This window comes from Pseudomonas petroselini, assembly GCF_045037875.1.
Classification (GTDB): domain Bacteria; phylum Pseudomonadota; class Gammaproteobacteria; order Pseudomonadales; family Pseudomonadaceae; genus Aquipseudomonas; species Aquipseudomonas petroselini.
Map to the genome: position 1 here is coordinate 5431972 of NZ_CP173614.1, position 16878 is coordinate 5448849.

Below are 16878 nucleotides of genomic sequence, written 5' to 3' on the forward strand. Positions count from 1 at the left end.
GGGCACCTATCGAAACACCGCCCTTGGCCCGTAGATCCGGATCAAGGCAAACCAGCCATTTTCAACCCGGCTCGGCCGAGTAGATGACGGTTTGCGCACTGTTTTCAGCGCCGGGCGGGCGCGTGAAGTAGGTGTCACCTTCGTCGGTGAGGATTTCGTAGTCGACTTTGCGGGTGTTGCTTGCGTGCTTGATGATTTTCAGCACGCGTTGGAATTTCACGCTCTGCGTGCCGTTCTGGTTGGGCCCGGTAAACATGAAGAGATTGATCGCCGGGTTGTCTTCGCAAAAGAAATCATACGGGACCAGGCCGTCGACCCTCTTCCTGCCGGGCACGAAGCCCTTTTTATGCACCTGAAACATTGCCACCTCCGCTCGATCACCGGCGGCGCGGAGTACTTGTTCCCAGTGCCGTTCATCAAGGACAACAAATCCGTGCGCACTTCGCTGTTCTGGGATGTGGGCTCGGTGTATTCGGACAAGTGCTACCTGAGCACTACCCAAGGCTGCGGCGGTGTGGACCTGAGCCAGATGGCCAGTTCGGTGGGAGTGATCTGGTACAGCCCGCGGGGCCATTGAGCGTCAACCTGGCTTATCCGATTCGCACACCTGAGAATGCCGACAAGCAGGCCGCCGCCCTGATTCAAGGTCCTCAGATACTCAGGAGCTCGGCCACTGGAAAACGATGGGTGGTCTTCATTTCTCGCAGTGACAGGTTCGAGCGGATACTCAATACGCCCGGGAGCTTTCTCAGCACCTTTTCAACGAATCTGCTGTAGCTGTCCAAATCGCTTGCGACGACTTGAAGTAAAAAATCCGCCTCGCCGGTTGTATTGTGACAACTGAGCACCTGTGGCGCCGACGCTATGATTTTCTCAAACTTTTCCGTGGCTTCTTCACTGTGATCACTGCAGGAGATCTGCACGAAAGCCATCACCCCCAGGCCCAGTTTTCTGCGATTCAGGATGGCTTGATACCCCTCGATCACGCCGCACTCCTCCAGGCGTTTCTGTTTACGCCAACACGATGCTTCGCTGAGGGAAAGTTGCTCCGCCAACTTGACGTTCGAGAGTCGCCCATCTCGCTGCAGTCGCTCCGAGATTGCAATATCCACCTTATCCAGACGCTCAAGCATGGTTGATCCTTTCAATTATGTGCTGGCTCAAGAAGATTAATTTCATTCAGCACCCACTATCAACTGCAATCTGAAAAGCAATTTCAAGGCATTCGCACATAATGGATCAGCACTGATTCGAGCCGCCCGGCACTGGAAACCCATCGAATACAGCGTCGTGTCTATCCCAAGCAGAGGTGACTTTCATGAAAGCAGTTGTCTATGAAGCCTTTTCCCAACCGCCACGCCTGATGAACGTCGAAGACCCGACGCCGGAGCGTCACGGTGTGGTCGTACAGGTGCGGGGCACGGGCGTCTGCCGCAGCGACTGGCACGGTTGGAAGGGGCATGATCCGGACATCCAACTGCCGCATGTTCCCGGGCATGAGCTTGCCGGCATCGTGACGGAGGTTGGCAGGGACATCACCCGGTGGAAGGTCGGCGACCGTGTAACGGTGCCCTTTGTCGGCCGGGTGTGGCGCGTGTCCCGAGTGCAACAGCGGTAACCAGCAAGTCTGCACTACGCAGTTTCAACCGGGCTTCACTCATTGGGGGTCGTTTGCGGAGTACGTCGGTATACAGCAGGCCGACTTGAACCTCGTCGCGCTTCCGGAGAGCATGGACTTTGCTACCGCTGCGAGCCTGGGCTGCCGCTTCGCGACTTCATTTCGCGCCGTCGTTGACCAAGGCAATGTCAGCGCCGGACAGTGGGTGGCGGTGCATGGCTGCGGAGGCGTGGGCCTGTCCGCCGTGATGATCGCCCAGGCCCTCGGCGCGAATGTCATCGCCATCGATATTTCGCCGGAAAAACTCGAACGGGCACGCGCGCTCGGCGCCGTTGCAACCGTGAACGCACACAGCGTTGCGGACGTCACCGAAGCCGTGCTGGACATCACCCAGGGGGGCGCCCACGTATCGCTGGATGCATTGGGCCATCCCACCACGTGCTTCAACTCCATCAACAACCTGCGCCGTCGAGGCAAGCACGTCCAGGTGGGCCTGATGCTTGCCGACCACGCCACGCCGGCGATCCCCATGAGCAAGGTCATCGCGCACGAGCTTGAGATCTATGGCAGCCATGGCATGCAAGCACATCGTTATGACGCCATGATCCAGATGATCACCTCCGGAAAACTGGCGCCGGAAAAACTCGTGGGTAAAACCATCAGCCTGGAGCAGTCCATCGACGCGTTGATGAACATGGATCGCTTCGAGACCGCCGGCGTAACCGTCGTGACCGAGTTCTAGCTCATGCAGGAGGCAACCGCACAACCGGCAGGGTTGGAGTGGGCGCATCGATCAGGCCAGGCTGTTCCTCAAGGTACGGATCAGCCGTCGGCGGAGAAGCAACGTGCTCGGCAAAAACCGGCTGGCCGAGTAACCCTATCGCTTGCGGCGACAGTGAATATTTCATCGCCTAACCTTTAAAGATGTTGGCAGGCGTGCCGATATTCGAAAAAGCGTACCCGGTGGTTGCAGGTTGTTTTTGGCGATGAGTAAGGAACACGAAATGATGTCCTTTCGTATGAGCGCCCTCAAAGCATCCGACGTATCCCTTTGCGTTCTCGTGTGCCTGGCTGGGGTGGCCATCACGACCTTGGTACTGATACTTTTCGTCGGGTCGGAGCAGCGCACCGTCAGCGTTGCGTTCCAACTGGAGGTTGACGAGCGATTCAGTCGCCTGCAGCGACGCTTTACTTTCCAGGACTTGAAATTGGACACCGTCAGGCGTTTCTTCATCAACGCCGACGATGTCACGGAAAAGGAGTTCATGGGGTTTGTCACGCCTCTCGTCGAAGAGGGTGAAACGTACGGCTGGGTGCCGAGGATTCTCGAGCAGGATCTACACACGTTTCGCGAAAAAGCGCTACTCAATGGTACGAGTGACTTTTCGTATCATGAGATTGATCCCATGACCCAGACCGAAGCCCCCCTCACCAGCCGTCCGGAGCACATGATCTTGCTCTACTTGTGCAAGCGCAATGACGTGAAGATAACACCGGGCATGGATGTGCTCGCCAGCCCGGATCGCGAGGCCTTGTTGAGAAAGGCACGAGAAACACACCGGCTGGTCGTGTCGGCGCCGTTGAAAATGACCAGTGGACATACCGGGTTTTTCTTTGTCGCGCCTGTTTTCAAGGAGTCCTCGGCGGCCTCACTGAACGATGATGGTTTGCAGGGGTTCATCGTCTCGACGATACGCTTGGCGTCCTTGATGGAACATGGCATTCCGTTACCCAGTCTGCAACGACTGAACGTGACCCTGTCATTGATCGACACGCCGCAGCCGAACGCCATTTTTTATCAGAGCTTATCGCCAGCCGCCCCTTCGGCGCTTTACGCTCAACGCGTGTTGAAAGTAGCCGACCAGCACTACTCGATGCAGTTTCGGCCAAGCTCGATATTTTTGAGCTCTAACAGTCACGCAGCGCTTGTCAGTCTGATCGTCGCGTTTGGAGCAGGATTGACGCTGCTGATGACGCTCATGGTGTACATGCTGATCACACAGCGTGCGCGCGCGCTCTCTCTGGTTGATGAGCGCACGCAAGACTTGCGCTTGTTGAACATTACCGACCACCTGACGGACGTGTATAACCGCCGGCACTTCGAAGCGTTGATGGAACGCCTGCTCGTTGAGGCTGACGCGCAACACAGCCCCTTATCGCTGATCATGTTCGACGTCGATCACTTCAAACGCATCAACGACCTCAAGGGGCATCAGTGCGGTGATAGCGTATTGAAGTCATTGTGTGTGCGACTACGTTCGGCAATACGCAAAACCGATCTTCTGTGCAGAACGGGTGGGGAGGAGTTTGCATTGATCTGCCCTGGAAGCGACCTCAACGATACGAAGCTGTTGGCGGAAAAGCTTCGAGCCCTCGTCAGCGCCCTCCCCTTTGAGGAGGCCGGTCAAGTAACGTGTAGCTTCGGCGTTGCGACTTGGATTCCATCGGAATCATTTGACGCTTTCGTTCGGCGTGCGGACAGCGCCATGTACAGTGCTAAATCAAGTGGTCGTGATCAAGTCCAGCTCGCCAATGGGTAACAAACCGAACGCAGGGGCGCCGGTCAACCGTCATCCTTTACGTTTGCGCCGTTGCTCCTGAACGCTCGGCTTTGCAGATAGGCGCTTCGAATAAACGTGTCTTTATCGCCCGTCATGAGCCTTGTTGATTCCCCATTGAATGAACTGGCCCGATGTGATCCGCGCAGGCCGTTCCATCGCTGCGGTGATGTGTGCGTGTGCCAGCGCCGTTAATTCCAACCGCCCCCCAGCACTTTGTATAACGTGATGCGGTTACTCTGCTCGGTCAGGCGCAGAGTGATCAGGTCCTGTTGTGCGCTGTAGAGCGAGCGTTGCGCATCCAGGGCTTCGAGGTAGCTTTGCGAGCCGCCCCGATACAAGGCATCCGAGAGTTCGAAGCTTTTACGGCTGGCGTCGGTCAGCGCCTGTTGTGCGGCGATTCGGCGATCCAGGGTGCTGCGCACCGCCAGCGCGTCGGCCACTTCGCGGAATGCGGTCTGCAGGGTTTGCTGATAGGTCTGCACCTGGATCTCGCGTTCGACCTTGGCCGAATCCAGGGCCGCGCGGTTACTCCCCCCGTTAAAAATCGGCACGCTGATTGCGACTTCTGAGCACTTTTGCACGTTCCGCCGGCCGGGTATTTTCCCGCGACCAACTGCTCGACAAACTCTACTCCGACCACCGCGTGGTCACATACCGTACGGTGGACAGTCATATCCGCAACCTGCGGCGCAAGCTGGAGCAGGCGTGTCCAGGGGAAACGCCCATCGAGTCCTTGTATGGGGTGGGCTATCGGTTTCAGTTGTCCGGCGCCTGACGACCCGCTGGGCGCCGGTCGCCGAACAAAACGACATGAGTCTATTGAGCGGCCCTAGGTAGAACGGCCCTCGTTACGATTTTGTTGTTTTTTAACGCCTTTCCCGTTCCTTCGCTCATGTTGGTGGTGAATGAACCAGGCGACCAAAAGTAGACCTGCCACACCAAAAATGAACAACAACAGCTCTATTGCGGGACCTTCGTGTGAAAACATGTTTCGTTCCTCGTCCTGAAGTATCGCGCCTCAAAAACCAGCGCCTCCGAAATTATTCGTAACAATCCATACATTTTCAGAGTAATCGCCAAAACCAGAGGTGACAACCCTAAAAGCCTCATAACCCTTGATCTAGACACGTCACTCGTCGAAAAACCGCGAACGCTCAACATAGGCTGACGTCGTAGACAACCCCTCACCGCTCCACACTGAGCAATGACGGCCAGAGATTGCGCCAGCCGTGAACCGCCGGCACTTTTTCAACTGCGGCATGTCAACTTCACATCAATGCCGAGTGATAGCTCATCATGCACAGCTGGAAGAAAATGTCGTTGACTGAGGGTTTAGAGCGGAGCCTGCCCGGGCATCAGGTAGATTGCATCCTGGTGAATGGCTGGACTGCGACCATACTGGTGCGACAGCCCGACCATGACGCTATGTTCTGCACGACAGGTATCAACCTTGCCACGCTTGCAGATGCCCCGAGCATTCAGAAGCTTGCTGATGAACTGGTGTTTGAGATCGATATGTCGAAGGGAGGGAGAGCGGGCTAGCTCTCCCCTGCACATTTATTCTGCGGTACTTGCGAGAAATTCGCCCGCTCTGCGAACAAGCCTCCTCCACTCCTTCCCATTGATGAGGCCGGTGCTCTCCATATCGTCGGCCCTCCTCAGCAACTTGAAATATTTATCCTCAATATCCTGTTCGTCTACCGCATGGGCGTAGATATCTGCCCAGGCTTTTACCGCAGAACGCCGCGCTGATGGTTGCATTTGAGCACCTGATTATGTCCGCGGAAATAGAGCGGTGCCCAGCAAAAATCGTTCATCTGTGCGGCGGTCGATCCGACCAGTGGTGGCATGTAGCCATGGTTGATTCTTATTCCCTAGGGGCCGGGACATGGAACCCTTGCCGATATCACCACACCCCAGGCGACGAGCACCTGCAAGCGCGCCGCTTGATGATCAGCATGCGCCAGGCGGTATCCCGTCCTTGTTGAAATCCTTCAGGCGCTCGCGCTCTTTCTCAGTCGAATGCGCCGGGGTTTCTTGCTCGGGCTCGTTGTTCTTTTCTTCAGTCATCAGGATGTCCTCTGGGTGGTAGTTGTTTCGGCACCTGCCGGAATCAGCAGTTCAAACCAATACCAATCCACCTTACACAGTGCTCGAAAAGCGCCGCCTCAATTGATTAGCGCGCAATCATTTAGCGCACCTATTACCTCAATACATTTTTTTGCATTCTTCGTTTCAAGCACAGCCCGCAAGCTGCAACTGGAAACCACTGTGCTGCATGTAAAAGCCGCCTTTGTTCGTGATCAACGAAATGACGTGGGAATGCCACGCCACTAAAACCCGGCCCTCGGAGGCCTATATGAAATTAAGATCCTTGAGTATCGCGCGAAGAGCTTTTGTCTGCTTTGGCCTAATTACATGCCTGCTCGTCAGCTTGGCAGGCTTCTCTTATCTACAAATTGATCGGCTACGCGCTGCAGAACAGAACATCGAGCTAAACTCCCTCCCCAGTATCCAGGTCATTGACGATATCCAAATCGCCCTCCTTCACGCCCGCCTTGAAAGTATTCGCATGCTCTCAAGCACCACCCGCGATGTGCATGATTTCTCGCTGGCAAAGGTCCAAGAAGCAATACAGACACTTCAGTCGAAGACTGATTATTATCGCGCGCACCTGATGTCTGGGGAGCAAGACGAAATCCAGTTCGCAAAAGCCAACGAGGCTATGACTGCCTATATCGACGGCCTCAGAAAAGTCATTGCAATGGATTCATCCGACCATGATCAAGCGGTTATTTTTGCCAATACTGACCAAGCGCAAAGAGCCACCGTCTATCAAGAGCAACTGACACTTCTGCGCGAGCAAAATGCACGCCAGGCCGTGGCGTCTGGTGTGGACGCTACCAACGTATACAACCATAGCGTCCAAGTGTTGGTAGCGGTGCTGATCGTGGCGTTTATCTTAACCATCGTACTGGCTGTTTTGTTCACTAACAGCATCGTCAGCCCCATCAGCTCATCCCTTAAGTTGGCGGAGGATATCGCTGCGGGCGACCTTACCCATGATCTTGAAGTAACAGGTTCAGATGAAGCTTCGCGCTTGATGCATGCACTCAATCTGATGCAGAAAAACTTACGACACACCATTTTAGAAATCTCAGGAGCGTCGTCCCAGCTGAGTACCGCTGCCGTTGAAATGACCTCGATTACTGAAAGTGCTGATCGCACACTTCAGCAGCAGAACAGCGAAATAGAGCAAGCCGCCACCGCGGTCACTGAAATGAGTGCCGCGGTCGAAGAGGTTGCCCGGAACGCCAACTCCACCTCTGAAGCCGCAATGCAGTCGAGCATCGCCGCAGACCTCGGCAATCAAAAAGTCACTGAAACATTAACGGCGATGCGCGGGTTGACGGGCTTGGTTGAAGTGTCATCGGATCAGGTGAAAGAACTGGCAGCCCAAGCTCAAGACATTAGCAAAGTCCTAAGTGTGATAAGGGCAATTGCTGAGCAAACCAACCTGCTTGCCTTGAATGCCGCCATTGAAGCGGCTCGTGCAGGAGAACAGGGTCGCGGTTTTGCAGTAGTCGCAGATGAAGTTCGAGCGCTGGCACACCGAACACAAACATCGACGCAAGAAATTGAACAGATGATATCCACGATTCAAGCAGGCTCTTCTGCCGCGGTCGAATCAATGCAAAAGAGCACGTCCGAGGTCTATAGCACGCGAGACACTGCAGAACATGCAGGCCAATCGCTGCGCCAAATTATCGATTCGGTGCTTGAAATTAACGACCGCAATATCCAGATTGCAACCGCCTCAGAGGAGCAAGCTCACGTGGCGCGGGATGTTGATCGCAGCCTGATAAGCATCCGCGACCTTGCAGTACAGAGCAGTGAAGGCACTCGCCAAACACTGACCGCGAGCAACGAACTTTCTCGCCTGGCCGTCAACTTAAACGATTTGGTTCTTAGATTCAGAACCTAGGAAATCGCTGGAACGCAATTTTAGGTGTGTGGCAGGTTCTCTCTCACGCCAATGCGACGCGCCCCGCTAAACACAGCATAGGTGAAATATGGACAAGCCCGAAATCACCTTGCACGCTGTGCTTAATTCAGATGAGCGATCAGCGTTGGCTGAGATTGAGGCTACCACTAGCATTTTAAAGCTCGTTACACGGATTACGGGCATGCGGTTTGCCGGGATTGCGAAATTCACCGAAGCAGACTGGGTCGTCTGCTCAGCTTACGACCCGCTGCATATGGGGATAGAGACGGGTGATACGCTAGCGCTAGAAATCACGCTTTGCAGCGAGCTCCGGAGAGACCCTAAGGCACTGTTTATTCCTAAAGTCAGCGAAGACGGCAGGTACTCAAGTCGTGCGGTAGTTAAACGGTATGCGATCGAAAGCTATGCCGGCGTCCCTATCTTCCTTCCCGATGGACGGCTATTTGGTGCTCTATGCGCCCTGGATTCACGCTCAATATTATTTGAAGATCCAGATCTGGAGGAGACTTTGGTTTTATTTGCCAGGTTGATCGGATGCGTTTTTTTCACTAATCCGCTGCTGAATTAGACACGTCGCAGCCACTGGCTGGATCCGTGGCATCCATCGGCCTTCCCGCTTCCCCTATCGAGCAGCTTTGCCCGTTCATTGGCGATCTGCCGTTCACGCACCTGTTGCTCACCGAACTGCCGGACCCTCTGCTGAGGACTCGGCGGGCGGAGTGAAAAAGCAGGCATGAAGAGCGGCGATGAACGCTTGGTGATCCTGGATCAATGTGGCGATGTGCATCATCGATGGCCAGCGCTGACCCTATTGAGGAGGAAGTCGGGATGATCCCCCGTAAAAGTCCCCACGCATGAAAAAGCCGAACGGGTAAGCGTTCGGCTAAGTCATTGAATAATATGGTCGGGACGGAGTGATTCGAACACTCGACCCCTAGCACCCCATGCTAGTGCGCTACCGGACTGCGCTACGCCCCGACTAGGCGTGTTACTGGGTTCGCTTCTTGACGAAGCGATCCGGAATATACCGCAAGCTTTTGAAATGTGGAAGTATTTTAAAAGCCGGAATTACTTTTTCAGAACCACCAGCACATCTTCGAGCTCGGAGATCATCTGGCGGATCAGTTGCTTGTATTGGGTGGTGTCGTCTTTAGCTTCATCACCGGACATGCGCTGGCGCGCGCCGCTGATGGTGAACCCCTGGTCGTACAGCAACGCGCGGATCTGTCGGATCATCAGCACATCCTGGCGCTGATAATACCGACGGTTCCCGGTGCGTTTAACGGGGTTGAGTTGAGGAAACTCCTGCTCCCAATAGCGCAGCACGTGCGGTTTTACCGCACAGAGCTCGCTGACTTCACCAATGGTGAAGTAGCGTTTGCCTGGGATGACGGGTAGCTCGTCGTTATGACTTGGTTCCAGCATAAGCCTCAACTCGGGCCTTCAACTTCTGCCCTGGACGAAAGGTGACCACACGGCGAGCCGTGATCGGGATTTCTTCTCCCGTTTTTGGATTGCGGCCAGGCCGCTGGCGTTTGTCCCGCAGGTCAAAATTGCCGAAACCGGACAATTTGACCTGTTCGTTGTCTTCCAGAGCGTGTCTGATCTCTTCAAAAAACAGCTCGACCAATTCCTTGGCTTCGCGTTTGTTCAGACCCAACTCTTCGTACAGACGTTCCGCCATCTCAGCTTTCGTCAAAGCCCCCATACGTCACTTCCTTAACGTGGCGTTCAACCTTTGTTCGAGCGAGGTGAGGATATTTTGTGTCGTGGTATTCACCTCATCGTCATTAAGAGTGCGCGATGGATGCTGCCAGGTCAAGCCAACTGCGAGGCTTTTTCTATGCGGATCAATACCTTTACCCTGATAGACGTCAAATAGCCTGAGGTCTGTCAGCCATTCCCCTGCATTTTCACGGATTACATCCAGAACGGCAGTGGCGGCCACTTCGCGGTCGGCGATCAGCGCCAAATCGCGGCGCACTTCAGGGAAGCGCGACAGCTCGCTGAATTTAGGCATTTTGCCCGAGGCGACTTCAGCCAGGACCAGCTCAAAGACGAAGACCGGACGGTCGAGACCGAGGGTTTTCGACAGTTCAGGGTGAATGGCACCGACGAAGCCCACCAGGCGCCCTTCGCGCTCGATACGTGCCGTCTGGCCCGGGTGCAATGCCGGATGGCTGCCAGGAACGAAGGTGAAGGCATCCAGAGCACCGGCAAAGCCCAGCACCGCTTCTACGTCAGCCTTGACGTCGAAGAAGTCCACGGCATCGCGGCCCTGCGCCCAGCCTTCCGGCAGGCGGCTACCGCACACCACGCCAGCGAGCATTGGCTCTTGTTTCAGGCCGTCGAGCTGGCCGACAAAACGCAGGCCGCTTTCGAACATGCGCACGCGATCTTGCTGACGGTTCAGGTTATGGGAAAGTGCTTTCACCAGGCCGGGCCACAGGGACGAACGCATGGCCGCCATGTCGTTGGAGATCGGGTTCGCCAGCAGCAGCGGCTCGACGCCAGGGTTGAACAGCTCGAACTGTTTAGGATCGATGAAGCTGTAGGTCACCGCTTCCTGATAGCCACGGGCAACCAACAGACGACGCAGCTCAGGCAGGTGCGCACGCGCCTCGGCCTTGGGTTGCGGCGCCAGGCGCGCTTGCGGGTAACGAACCGGCAGGCGGTTGTAGCCGTAGAGGCGAGCCAGTTCTTCGATCAGGTCGACTTCCAGGCTGATATCGAAGCGATGGCTTGGCACTTCAACGGTCCACTGCCCTTCCCCGCCTGCGGAAATACCCAGGCCGAGAGCGGATAACAGTTGCTCGATTTCAGCCGGCGCGATGACCAGGCCGAGCATCTGCTCGACACTTTTGGCGCGCAGGGTGATCGGCGCAACGGACGGCAAGTACTGCTCGCTGACGGTTTCGGTGATCGGACCCGCTTCGCCGCCGGTGATTTCCAGCAGCAGGCCAGTGGCGCGCTCCATGGCTTCACGCGCGAGCTTCCAGTCCACGCCGCGCTCGTAGCGATGCGACGCATCGGTGTGCAGACCATAGGAACGGGCTTTGCCGGCGATGGCGATCTGGTCGAAGAAGGCACTCTCAAGGAACACGTCGCGGGTGGTCTCGGACACACCGCTGTGCTCGCCACCCATCACGCCGGCAATCGCCAGGGCGCGGGAGTGGTCGGCGATGACCAGGGTGTCGGCACGCAGGCTGACTTCCTGGCCGTCGAGCAGCACCAGCTTCTCGCCTTCTTCCGCCATGCGTACGCGGATGCCGCCGTTGATTTCGGCGAGGTCGAACGCATGCAGCGGTTGGCCCAGCTCCAGCATCACGTAGTTGGTAATGTCGACGGCCGCGTCGATGCTGCGCACGTCAGCACGCCGCAGGCGCTCAACCATCCACAGCGGGGTTGGCTTGGACAGATCGACGTTACGGATCACACGACCCAGGTAACGCGGGCAGGCGTTTGGCGCCAACACGTCGATCGGGCGTACTTCATCGTGTACCGCAGGCACGGCGGCAACCACAGGGCGGGTGACCGGAGCGTTGTACAACGCGCCCACTTCACGCGCCAGGCCGGCCAGGGACAGGCAGTCGCCACGGTTCGGGGTCAGGTCGACCTCGATGCTGGCGTCTTCCAGTTCCAGGTAAACGCGGATGTCCTGGCCCACCGGCGCATCGGCCGGCAGTTCCATCAGGCCATCATTGCCCTCGCCGACCTGCAGCTCCGCCTGGGAGCACAGCATGCCGTTGGACTCGACGCCACGCAGCTTGGCTTTCTTGATCTTGAAGTCGCCTGGCAGCTCGGCACCGATCATGGCGAATGGGATCTTCAGGCCCGGGCGCACGTTAGGCGCTCCGCACACGACCTGGAAGGTTTCCGCGCCATTGCTGACCTGGCACACACGCAACTTGTCGGCATCGGGATGCTGCTCGGTGCTCAGCACCTCGCCCACTACGACGCCGCTGAAAACACCGGCGGCCGGAGTGACGCTATCGACCTCAAGACCGGCCATCGACAGACGAGCAACCAGCTCGTCGCGATCTACCTGCGGGCTTACCCAGCCACGCAGCCATTGTTCACTGAATTTCATCCTGCTCTCCTAAAGATTCGTTACGACTAGCGAAATTGCGCGAGGAACCGCAAGTCGTTGTCGAAGAACAGACGCAAGTCGTTCACGCCGTAACGCAGCATGGCCAGACGCTCAACGCCCATGCCGAAGGCAAAGCCCGAGAACTCTTCCGGATCAATGCCGGACATGCGCAGCACGTTGGGGTGAACCATGCCGCAGCCCATCACTTCCAGCCAGCCGGTCTGTTTGCAGACGCGGCAGCCTTTACCGCTGCACATCACGCACTCCATGTCGACTTCAGCGGAGGGTTCGGTGAACGGGAAGAACGATGGACGGAATCGCACCGCCAGCTCTTTCTCGAAGAACACCCGCAGGAATTCTTCGATGGTGCCTTTGAGGTCGGCGAAGTTGATATCGCGATCAACCAGCAGGCCTTCGACCTGGTGGAACATCGGCGAGTGGGTGATATCGGAGTCGCTGCGGTACACACGGCCTGGGCAGACAATGCGAATCGGCGGCTTGTTCGCTTCCATGGTGCGGACCTGCACCGGCGAGGTATGGGTGCGCAACAACATGTTCGCGTTGAAATAGAAGGTGTCGTGCATCGACCGGGCCGGGTGATGACCTGGGATGTTGAGCGCCTCGAAGTTGTGATAGTCGTCTTCGACCTCAGGGCCTTCGGCGATGCCGTAGCCAATGTGGGTGAAAAACTGCTCGATACGTTCCAGAGTCCGGGTGATCGGGTGCAGACCGCCCGAGGCCTGGCCACGGCCAGGCAGGGTTACGTCAATGGACTCGGCGGCGAGCTTGGCCGCAAGATCGGCCTCCTCGAGCGACGCCTTGCGCGCATTGAGAACCTCTGTGACACGCTCCTTGGCGACGTTGATCAGCGCACCGACTTGCGGACGCTCTTCAGCCGGCAAATTCCCCAGGGTCTTCATCACCTGAGTCAATTCACCTTTTTTTCCAAGGTAGTGAACCCGGATTTGCTCCAGGGCATTTACATCTTCAGCGCTTTGCACTGCCTCAAGGGCTTGAGCAACGAGCGCGTCCAGGTTTTCCATGTACAGACTCCAGATACAAAATAGGGGAAGAGCTTGAAGGCTCTTCCCCTATTTATGACGTTTACCACCGTGGACTACAGGAGTAGCCCAGGGTGACTGTCGGGGGTACTTAAGCCAAGGTGGCTTTAGCTTTCTCGACAATCGCAGCAAACACCGCTTTTTCGTTCACGGCCAGTTCAGCCAGAACCTTACGGTCGATTTCGATGGACGCTTTTTTCAGGCCAGCGATGAAACGGCTGTAGGACAGACCGTTAACACGTGCACCGGCGTTGATACGAGCGATCCACAGAGCGCGGAACTGACGTTTTTTCTGACGACGGTCGCGGTAGGCGTATTGGCCTGCCTTGATTACCGCTTGCTTGGCAACACGGAATACGCGTGAACGCGCGCCGTAGTAGCCTTTAGCAAGTTTCAGAATTTTTTTGTGACGTTTACGGGCAATGACGCCACGCTTTACACGAGCCATGAGTTACTTCCTCTATTCTTGATCCAAAAATTAACGAAGGCGCAGCATGCGCTCGACTTTTGCCACGTCAGACGGATGCAGCAAGCTGCTACCGCGCAGTTGACGCTTACGCTTGGTCGACATTTTGGTCAGGATGTGGCTCTTGAAAGCGTGCTTGTGCTTGATACCGTTAGCAGTTTTCAGAAACCGCTTAGCAGCACCACTTTTAGTCTTCATCTTTGGCATGTTCGGATACTCCGCATTCAGTTGATAAACATAATCAGAAGGCCTGCCGTGCCCTGTTGATTACTTCTTCTTTTTCGGGGCGATGACCATGATCAGCTGGCGTCCTTCCATCTTAGGATGCTGCTCGACGGAACCGTACTCCAGCAGGTCAGCTTCAACCCGCTTGAGGAGTTCCATCCCCAGCTCCTGGTGGGCCATCTCACGGCCGCGGAATCGCAAGGATACCTTGGCCCTGTCCCCATCACTCAGGAAACGTACCAGGTTGCGCAGTTTTACCTGGTAATCCCCTTCCTCCGTCCCTGGACGAAACTTGATTTCTTTTACTTGAATCTGCTTCTGGTTCTTCTTCGCTGCGGCAACCTGCTTCTTCTTTTCGAAGATCGACTTGCCGTAGTCCATCACCCGGCAAACGGGTGGGATTGCATCGGCGGAAATTTCCACCAAGTCCAATTTGGACTCTTCAGCAATACGAAGCGCTTCATCAATCGAGACGATGCCAATCTGCTCGCCGTCAGCGCCAATTAACCGAACCTCGCGTGCCGAGATATTCTCGTTGATCGGGGCTTTCGGTGCAGCTCGTTTATCTTGTCTCATTTCACGCTTAATAATAATTACTCCGAATCTGGGCGACCACGCCGGGAAACCGCTTGCGCGAGGAACTCAGCGAACTGGGCGACGGGCATCGAGCCCAGGTCAGCACCTTCACGAGTACGCACAGCGACAGTCTGCATCTCGACTTCCCGATCTCCGATAACCAAGAGATAGGGAACCTTGAGCAAAGTATGCTCGCGGATTTTAAAGCCGATCTTTTCATTTCTCAAGTCGGACTTGGCACGAAATCCGCTTTCGTTGAGTGTTTTTTCAACTTCAGCGGCAAAATCTGCCTGTTTATCAGTGATATTCATGATCACTGCCTGAGTCGGCGCCAGCCACGCAGGGAATGCACCCTCGTAGTGCTCGATCAGGATCCCGACGAACCGTTCGAACGAGCCGAGGATCGCCCGGTGCAGCATAACCGGGTGTTTACGGCTGTTGTCTTCGGAGACGTATTCGGCTCCCAGACGGATCGGCAGGTTAAAATCGAGCTGCAGGGTACCACACTGCCAGACGCGGCCAAGGCAATCTTTCAGCGAGAACTCGATCTTCGGCCCGTAGAACGCGCCCTCACCCGGCTGCAGGTCGTACGCAAGCCCCGCACTGTCCAGCGCTGCGGCCAATGCAGCTTCGGCGCGATCCCACAGCTCGTCGGAGCCGACGCGCTTTTCCGGACGAGTGGACAGTTTCATCTCAACTTCGGTGAAGCCGAAATCGCGATAAACGTCCATGGTCAGCTTGATGAACGCCGCGGATTCGGCCTGCATCTGCTCTTCAGTGCAGAAGATGTGGGCGTCGTCCTGGGTGAAGCCACGCACACGCATGATGCCGTGCAGCGCACCCGACGGCTCGTTACGGTGACAGGCACCAAACTCGGCCAGGCGCATCGGCAGCTCGCGGTAGCTCTTCAGGCCCTGGTTGAACACCTGCACGTGGCATGGGCAGTTCATTGGCTTGATGGCGTAATCGCGGTTTTCCGACTGGGTGGTGAACATGTTGTCGGCGTAGTTGGCCCAGTGCCCGGATTTCTCCCACAGGCTGCGGTCAACGACCTGGGGAGTCTTGATCTCCAGGTAGCCGTTTTCGCGCTGAACCTTGCGCATGTACTGCTCGAGTACCTGGTACAGGGTCCAGCCGTTGGGGTGCCAGAACACCATGCCCGGCGCTTCTTCCTGGAGGTGGAACAGGTTCAGGCGCTTGCCGATCTTGCGATGGTCGCGTTTTTCGGCTTCTTCGATGCGCTGGATGTAGGCTGCCAGCTGCTTCTTGTCAGCCCAGGCAGTGCCGTAGATCCGCTGCAGTTGCTCGTTCTTCGCGTCGCCACGCCAGTAGGCGCCGGACAGCTTGGTCAGCTTGAAGGACTTGAGGAAGCGTGTGTTCGGCACGTGCGGGCCACGGCACATGTCGACGTATTCTTCGTGGTAGTACAGGCCCATGGCCTGCTCGTCCGGCATGTCTTCCACCAGGCGCAGCTTGTAGTCTTCGCCACGGGCGGTGAACACGTCGATCACTTCGGCGCGCGGCGTGACTTTCTTGATCACGTCGTAATCTTTTTCGATCAGCGCGTGCATGCGTTGTTCGATGGCGGCCAGATCGTCCGGGGTAAAAGGACGCTCGTAGGCGATGTCGTAATAGAAGCCTTCGTCGATGACCGGGCCGATTACCATCTTCGCGGTTGGATACAGCTGCTTGACCGCGTGGCCAATCAAGTGAGCGCAAGAGTGGCGAATGATCTCCAGCCCCTCTTGGTCCTTGGGCGTGATGATTTGCAGGCTGGCGTCGTTGGTGATCAGGTCGCTGGCGTCAACCAGCTTGCCGTCGACCTTGCCGGCCACGGTGGCCTTGGCCAGGCCTGCACCAATGGATGCGGCGACCTCGGCTACGGAAACCGAGTGATCGAATGAACGTTGACTGCCGTCGGGAAGAGTAATAGTTGGCATGGCGCCTCCTCTCCTAGTGGTGACCCCTACCAAAGGTCACGTGGGTTGGGATGAGCCAGTACAAGATCCAACACCAGGCCGTTCAGTGATGAACGCCTGCCTTACAGCGGCAGGAGCCTTTCGGCCAACCGATAATCGAACCAGAGTGACTGGAGTGAGCTAAAAAGAACATGGCAAGGCAGCAATTGGCGCGCCTGGAAATAGCCAAGCGCAAGATCCTAGCACAGATGAACGGTCATCGCGGGGCTGCTATCTTGCGTAAAGACAAATTCCAGCCTTTATAGCTGCAAAAGTGAACTTGAGCTGTACGCAATGCCTCAAACCCACTGAGAATC

Annotated in this window: 16 protein-coding genes, 1 tRNA gene and 4 pseudogenes; 7 read left to right on the top strand and 14 right to left on the bottom strand. The window is 56.4% G+C overall.

Annotation, left to right across the window (positions count from 1 at the left end; genetic code table 11):
* Nucleotides 1-61: 61 nt before the first annotated feature.
* On the bottom strand, nucleotides 62-361 hold the full coding sequence (locus ACI512_RS24880; RefSeq protein ID WP_236381800.1) for a hypothetical protein: 300 nt from the start codon (nucleotides 359-361) through the stop codon (nucleotides 62-64).
* A 15-nt stretch (nucleotides 362-376) separates the two neighbouring features.
* On the opposite strand from ACI512_RS24880, the pseudogene ACI512_RS24885 reads away from it, so the two are divergent.
* A pseudogene (locus tag ACI512_RS24885) lies at nucleotides 377-627 on the top strand (BamA/TamA family outer membrane protein); the annotation flags it as partial.
* Between the two features lie 23 nt (nucleotides 628-650).
* On the opposite strand, the gene ACI512_RS24890 reads toward ACI512_RS24885, so the two are convergent.
* Nucleotides 651-1133 (bottom strand): Lrp/AsnC family transcriptional regulator, encoded by a 483-nt coding sequence (locus ACI512_RS24890; protein WP_064053347.1) that lies wholly within the window; start codon nucleotides 1131-1133, stop codon nucleotides 651-653.
* A 185-nt stretch (nucleotides 1134-1318) separates the two neighbouring features.
* Between ACI512_RS24890 and ACI512_RS24895 the strand changes: the two are divergent.
* Nucleotides 1319-2360 (top strand): annotated as a pseudogene (locus ACI512_RS24895) (zinc-dependent alcohol dehydrogenase family protein).
* A gap of 1 nt (nucleotide 2361) precedes the next feature.
* Here the strand turns inward: ACI512_RS24895 and ACI512_RS24900 are convergent.
* Nucleotides 2362-2526: a hypothetical protein gene (locus tag ACI512_RS24900; protein ID WP_236381795.1), complete on the bottom strand. Its 165-nt coding sequence runs from the start codon at nucleotides 2524-2526 to the stop codon at nucleotides 2362-2364.
* Between the two features lie 99 nt (nucleotides 2527-2625).
* Between ACI512_RS24900 and ACI512_RS24905 the strand changes: the two genes are divergently transcribed.
* Entirely contained in the window at nucleotides 2626-4158 is a 1533-nt protein-coding gene (locus ACI512_RS24905) for a diguanylate cyclase (RefSeq protein WP_236381793.1), read from the top strand.
* A 209-nt stretch (nucleotides 4159-4367) separates the two neighbouring features.
* On the opposite strand, the pseudogene ACI512_RS24910 reads toward ACI512_RS24905, so the two are convergent.
* Nucleotides 4368-4739: pseudogene (locus ACI512_RS24910) on the bottom strand (TolC family protein); the annotation flags it as partial.
* Here ACI512_RS24910 and ACI512_RS24915 point away from each other — a divergent pair.
* Both ACI512_RS24915 and ACI512_RS24920 read left to right on the top strand, forming a co-directional pair.
* A pseudogene (locus ACI512_RS24915) lies at nucleotides 4736-4954 on the top strand (winged helix-turn-helix domain-containing protein); the annotation flags it as partial. The pseudogenes ACI512_RS24910 and ACI512_RS24915 sit on opposite strands and share 4 nt — an antisense overlap.
* Nucleotides 4955-5475: 521 nt before the next feature.
* Nucleotides 5476-5721 carry a hypothetical protein gene (locus ACI512_RS24920; RefSeq protein ID WP_046036918.1) on the top strand — a complete coding sequence of 82 codons (246 nt, stop codon included), beginning with the start codon at nucleotides 5476-5478 and terminating at the stop codon, nucleotides 5719-5721.
* A gap of 15 nt (nucleotides 5722-5736) precedes the next feature.
* Here ACI512_RS24920 and ACI512_RS24925 read toward each other — a convergent pair whose 3' ends face one another.
* The gene (locus ACI512_RS24925; RefSeq protein WP_122810216.1) at nucleotides 5737-5940 is read right to left on the bottom strand and encodes a hypothetical protein; all 204 of its coding nucleotides are present in this window, start codon (nucleotides 5938-5940) and stop codon (nucleotides 5737-5739) included.
* A 598-nt stretch (nucleotides 5941-6538) separates the two neighbouring features.
* On the opposite strand from ACI512_RS24925, the gene ACI512_RS24930 reads away from it, so the two are divergent.
* Both ACI512_RS24930 and ACI512_RS24935 read left to right on the top strand, forming a co-directional pair.
* The gene (locus tag ACI512_RS24930) at nucleotides 6539-8164 is read left to right on the top strand and encodes a methyl-accepting chemotaxis protein (protein ID WP_064053370.1); all 1626 of its coding nucleotides are present in this window, start codon (nucleotides 6539-6541) and stop codon (nucleotides 8162-8164) included.
* A gap of 88 nt (nucleotides 8165-8252) precedes the next feature.
* Complete coding sequence (locus ACI512_RS24935; RefSeq protein ID WP_046035340.1) at nucleotides 8253-8753, top strand: GAF domain-containing protein; 501 nt, start codon at nucleotides 8253-8255, stop codon at nucleotides 8751-8753.
* A 333-nt stretch (nucleotides 8754-9086) separates the two neighbouring features.
* Here the strand turns inward: ACI512_RS24935 and ACI512_RS24940 are convergent.
* From ACI512_RS24940 to thrS, 9 genes are all read right to left on the bottom strand, one after another.
* A tRNA-Pro gene (locus ACI512_RS24940) sits at nucleotides 9087-9163 on the bottom strand.
* A gap of 90 nt (nucleotides 9164-9253) precedes the next feature.
* On the bottom strand, nucleotides 9254-9610 hold the full coding sequence (locus tag ACI512_RS24945) for a MerR family transcriptional regulator (RefSeq protein ID WP_003174972.1): 357 nt from the start codon (nucleotides 9608-9610) through the stop codon (nucleotides 9254-9256).
* Complete coding sequence (gene ihfA, locus ACI512_RS24950; RefSeq protein WP_002553164.1) at nucleotides 9591-9893, bottom strand: integration host factor subunit alpha; 303 nt, start codon at nucleotides 9891-9893, stop codon at nucleotides 9591-9593. The genes ACI512_RS24945 and ihfA overlap by 20 nt, the downstream gene beginning before the upstream one ends.
* A 3-nt stretch (nucleotides 9894-9896) precedes the next feature.
* Nucleotides 9897-12275 (bottom strand): phenylalanine--tRNA ligase subunit beta, encoded by a 2379-nt coding sequence (gene pheT, locus ACI512_RS24955; protein ID WP_236381788.1) that lies wholly within the window; start codon nucleotides 12273-12275, stop codon nucleotides 9897-9899.
* 26 nt (nucleotides 12276-12301) lie between these two features.
* Nucleotides 12302-13318: a phenylalanine--tRNA ligase subunit alpha gene (gene pheS, locus ACI512_RS24960; protein WP_003192486.1), complete on the bottom strand. Its 1017-nt coding sequence runs from the start codon at nucleotides 13316-13318 to the stop codon at nucleotides 12302-12304.
* 109 nt (nucleotides 13319-13427) lie between these two features.
* The gene (gene rplT / locus ACI512_RS24965) at nucleotides 13428-13784 is read right to left on the bottom strand and encodes a 50S ribosomal protein L20 (RefSeq protein ID WP_003174975.1); all 357 of its coding nucleotides are present in this window, start codon (nucleotides 13782-13784) and stop codon (nucleotides 13428-13430) included.
* A gap of 30 nt (nucleotides 13785-13814) precedes the next feature.
* Nucleotides 13815-14009, bottom strand: a complete 195-nt coding sequence (rpmI, locus tag ACI512_RS24970; RefSeq protein WP_002553160.1) for a 50S ribosomal protein L35 — start codon at nucleotides 14007-14009, stop codon at nucleotides 13815-13817.
* Between the two features lie 60 nt (nucleotides 14010-14069).
* Nucleotides 14070-14621 carry a translation initiation factor IF-3 gene (gene infC, locus ACI512_RS24975; protein ID WP_015884933.1) on the bottom strand — a complete coding sequence of 184 codons (552 nt, stop codon included), beginning with the start codon at nucleotides 14619-14621 and terminating at the stop codon, nucleotides 14070-14072.
* Nucleotides 14621-16543 (bottom strand): threonine--tRNA ligase, encoded by a 1923-nt coding sequence (thrS, locus tag ACI512_RS24980; protein ID WP_093541207.1) that lies wholly within the window; start codon nucleotides 16541-16543, stop codon nucleotides 14621-14623. The genes infC and thrS overlap by 1 nt, the downstream gene beginning before the upstream one ends.
* Nucleotides 16544-16878: the final 335 nt, after the last annotated feature.

Bases quoted from the DNA above. Each gene is read 5' to 3' on its own strand.
- ACI512_RS24935 (WP_046035340.1), top strand. From the start codon at position 8,253: ATGGACAAGCCCGAAATCACCTTGCACGCTGTGCTTAATTCAGATGAG.
- rplT (WP_003174975.1), bottom strand. From the start codon at position 13,784: ATGGCTCGTGTAAAGCGTGGCGTCATTGCCCGTAAACGTCACAAAAAA.
- ihfA (WP_002553164.1), bottom strand. From the start codon at position 9,893: ATGGGGGCTTTGACGAAAGCTGAGATGGCGGAACGTCTGTACGAAGAG.
- ACI512_RS24880 (WP_236381800.1), bottom strand. From the start codon at position 361: ATGTTTCAGGTGCATAAAAAGGGCTTCGTGCCCGGCAGGAAGAGGGTC.
- thrS (WP_093541207.1), bottom strand. From the start codon at position 16,543: ATGCCAACTATTACTCTTCCCGACGGCAGTCAACGTTCATTCGATCAC.
- pheT (WP_236381788.1), bottom strand. From the start codon at position 12,275: ATGAAATTCAGTGAACAATGGCTGCGTGGCTGGGTAAGCCCGCAGGTA.
- ACI512_RS24925 (WP_122810216.1), bottom strand. From the start codon at position 5,940: ATGCAACCATCAGCGCGGCGTTCTGCGGTAAAAGCCTGGGCAGATATC.
- pheS (WP_003192486.1), bottom strand. From the start codon at position 13,318: ATGGAAAACCTGGACGCGCTCGTTGCTCAAGCCCTTGAGGCAGTGCAA.
- ACI512_RS24890 (WP_064053347.1), bottom strand. From the start codon at position 1,133: ATGCTTGAGCGTCTGGATAAGGTGGATATTGCAATCTCGGAGCGACTG.
- ACI512_RS24905 (WP_236381793.1), top strand. From the start codon at position 2,626: ATGTCCTTTCGTATGAGCGCCCTCAAAGCATCCGACGTATCCCTTTGC.
- ACI512_RS24920 (WP_046036918.1), top strand. From the start codon at position 5,476: ATGCACAGCTGGAAGAAAATGTCGTTGACTGAGGGTTTAGAGCGGAGC.
- rpmI (WP_002553160.1), bottom strand. From the start codon at position 14,009: ATGCCAAAGATGAAGACTAAAAGTGGTGCTGCTAAGCGGTTTCTGAAA.
- ACI512_RS24930 (WP_064053370.1), top strand. From the start codon at position 6,539: ATGAAATTAAGATCCTTGAGTATCGCGCGAAGAGCTTTTGTCTGCTTT.
- ACI512_RS24945 (WP_003174972.1), bottom strand. From the start codon at position 9,610: ATGCTGGAACCAAGTCATAACGACGAGCTACCCGTCATCCCAGGCAAA.
- ACI512_RS24900 (WP_236381795.1), bottom strand. From the start codon at position 2,526: ATGAAATATTCACTGTCGCCGCAAGCGATAGGGTTACTCGGCCAGCCG.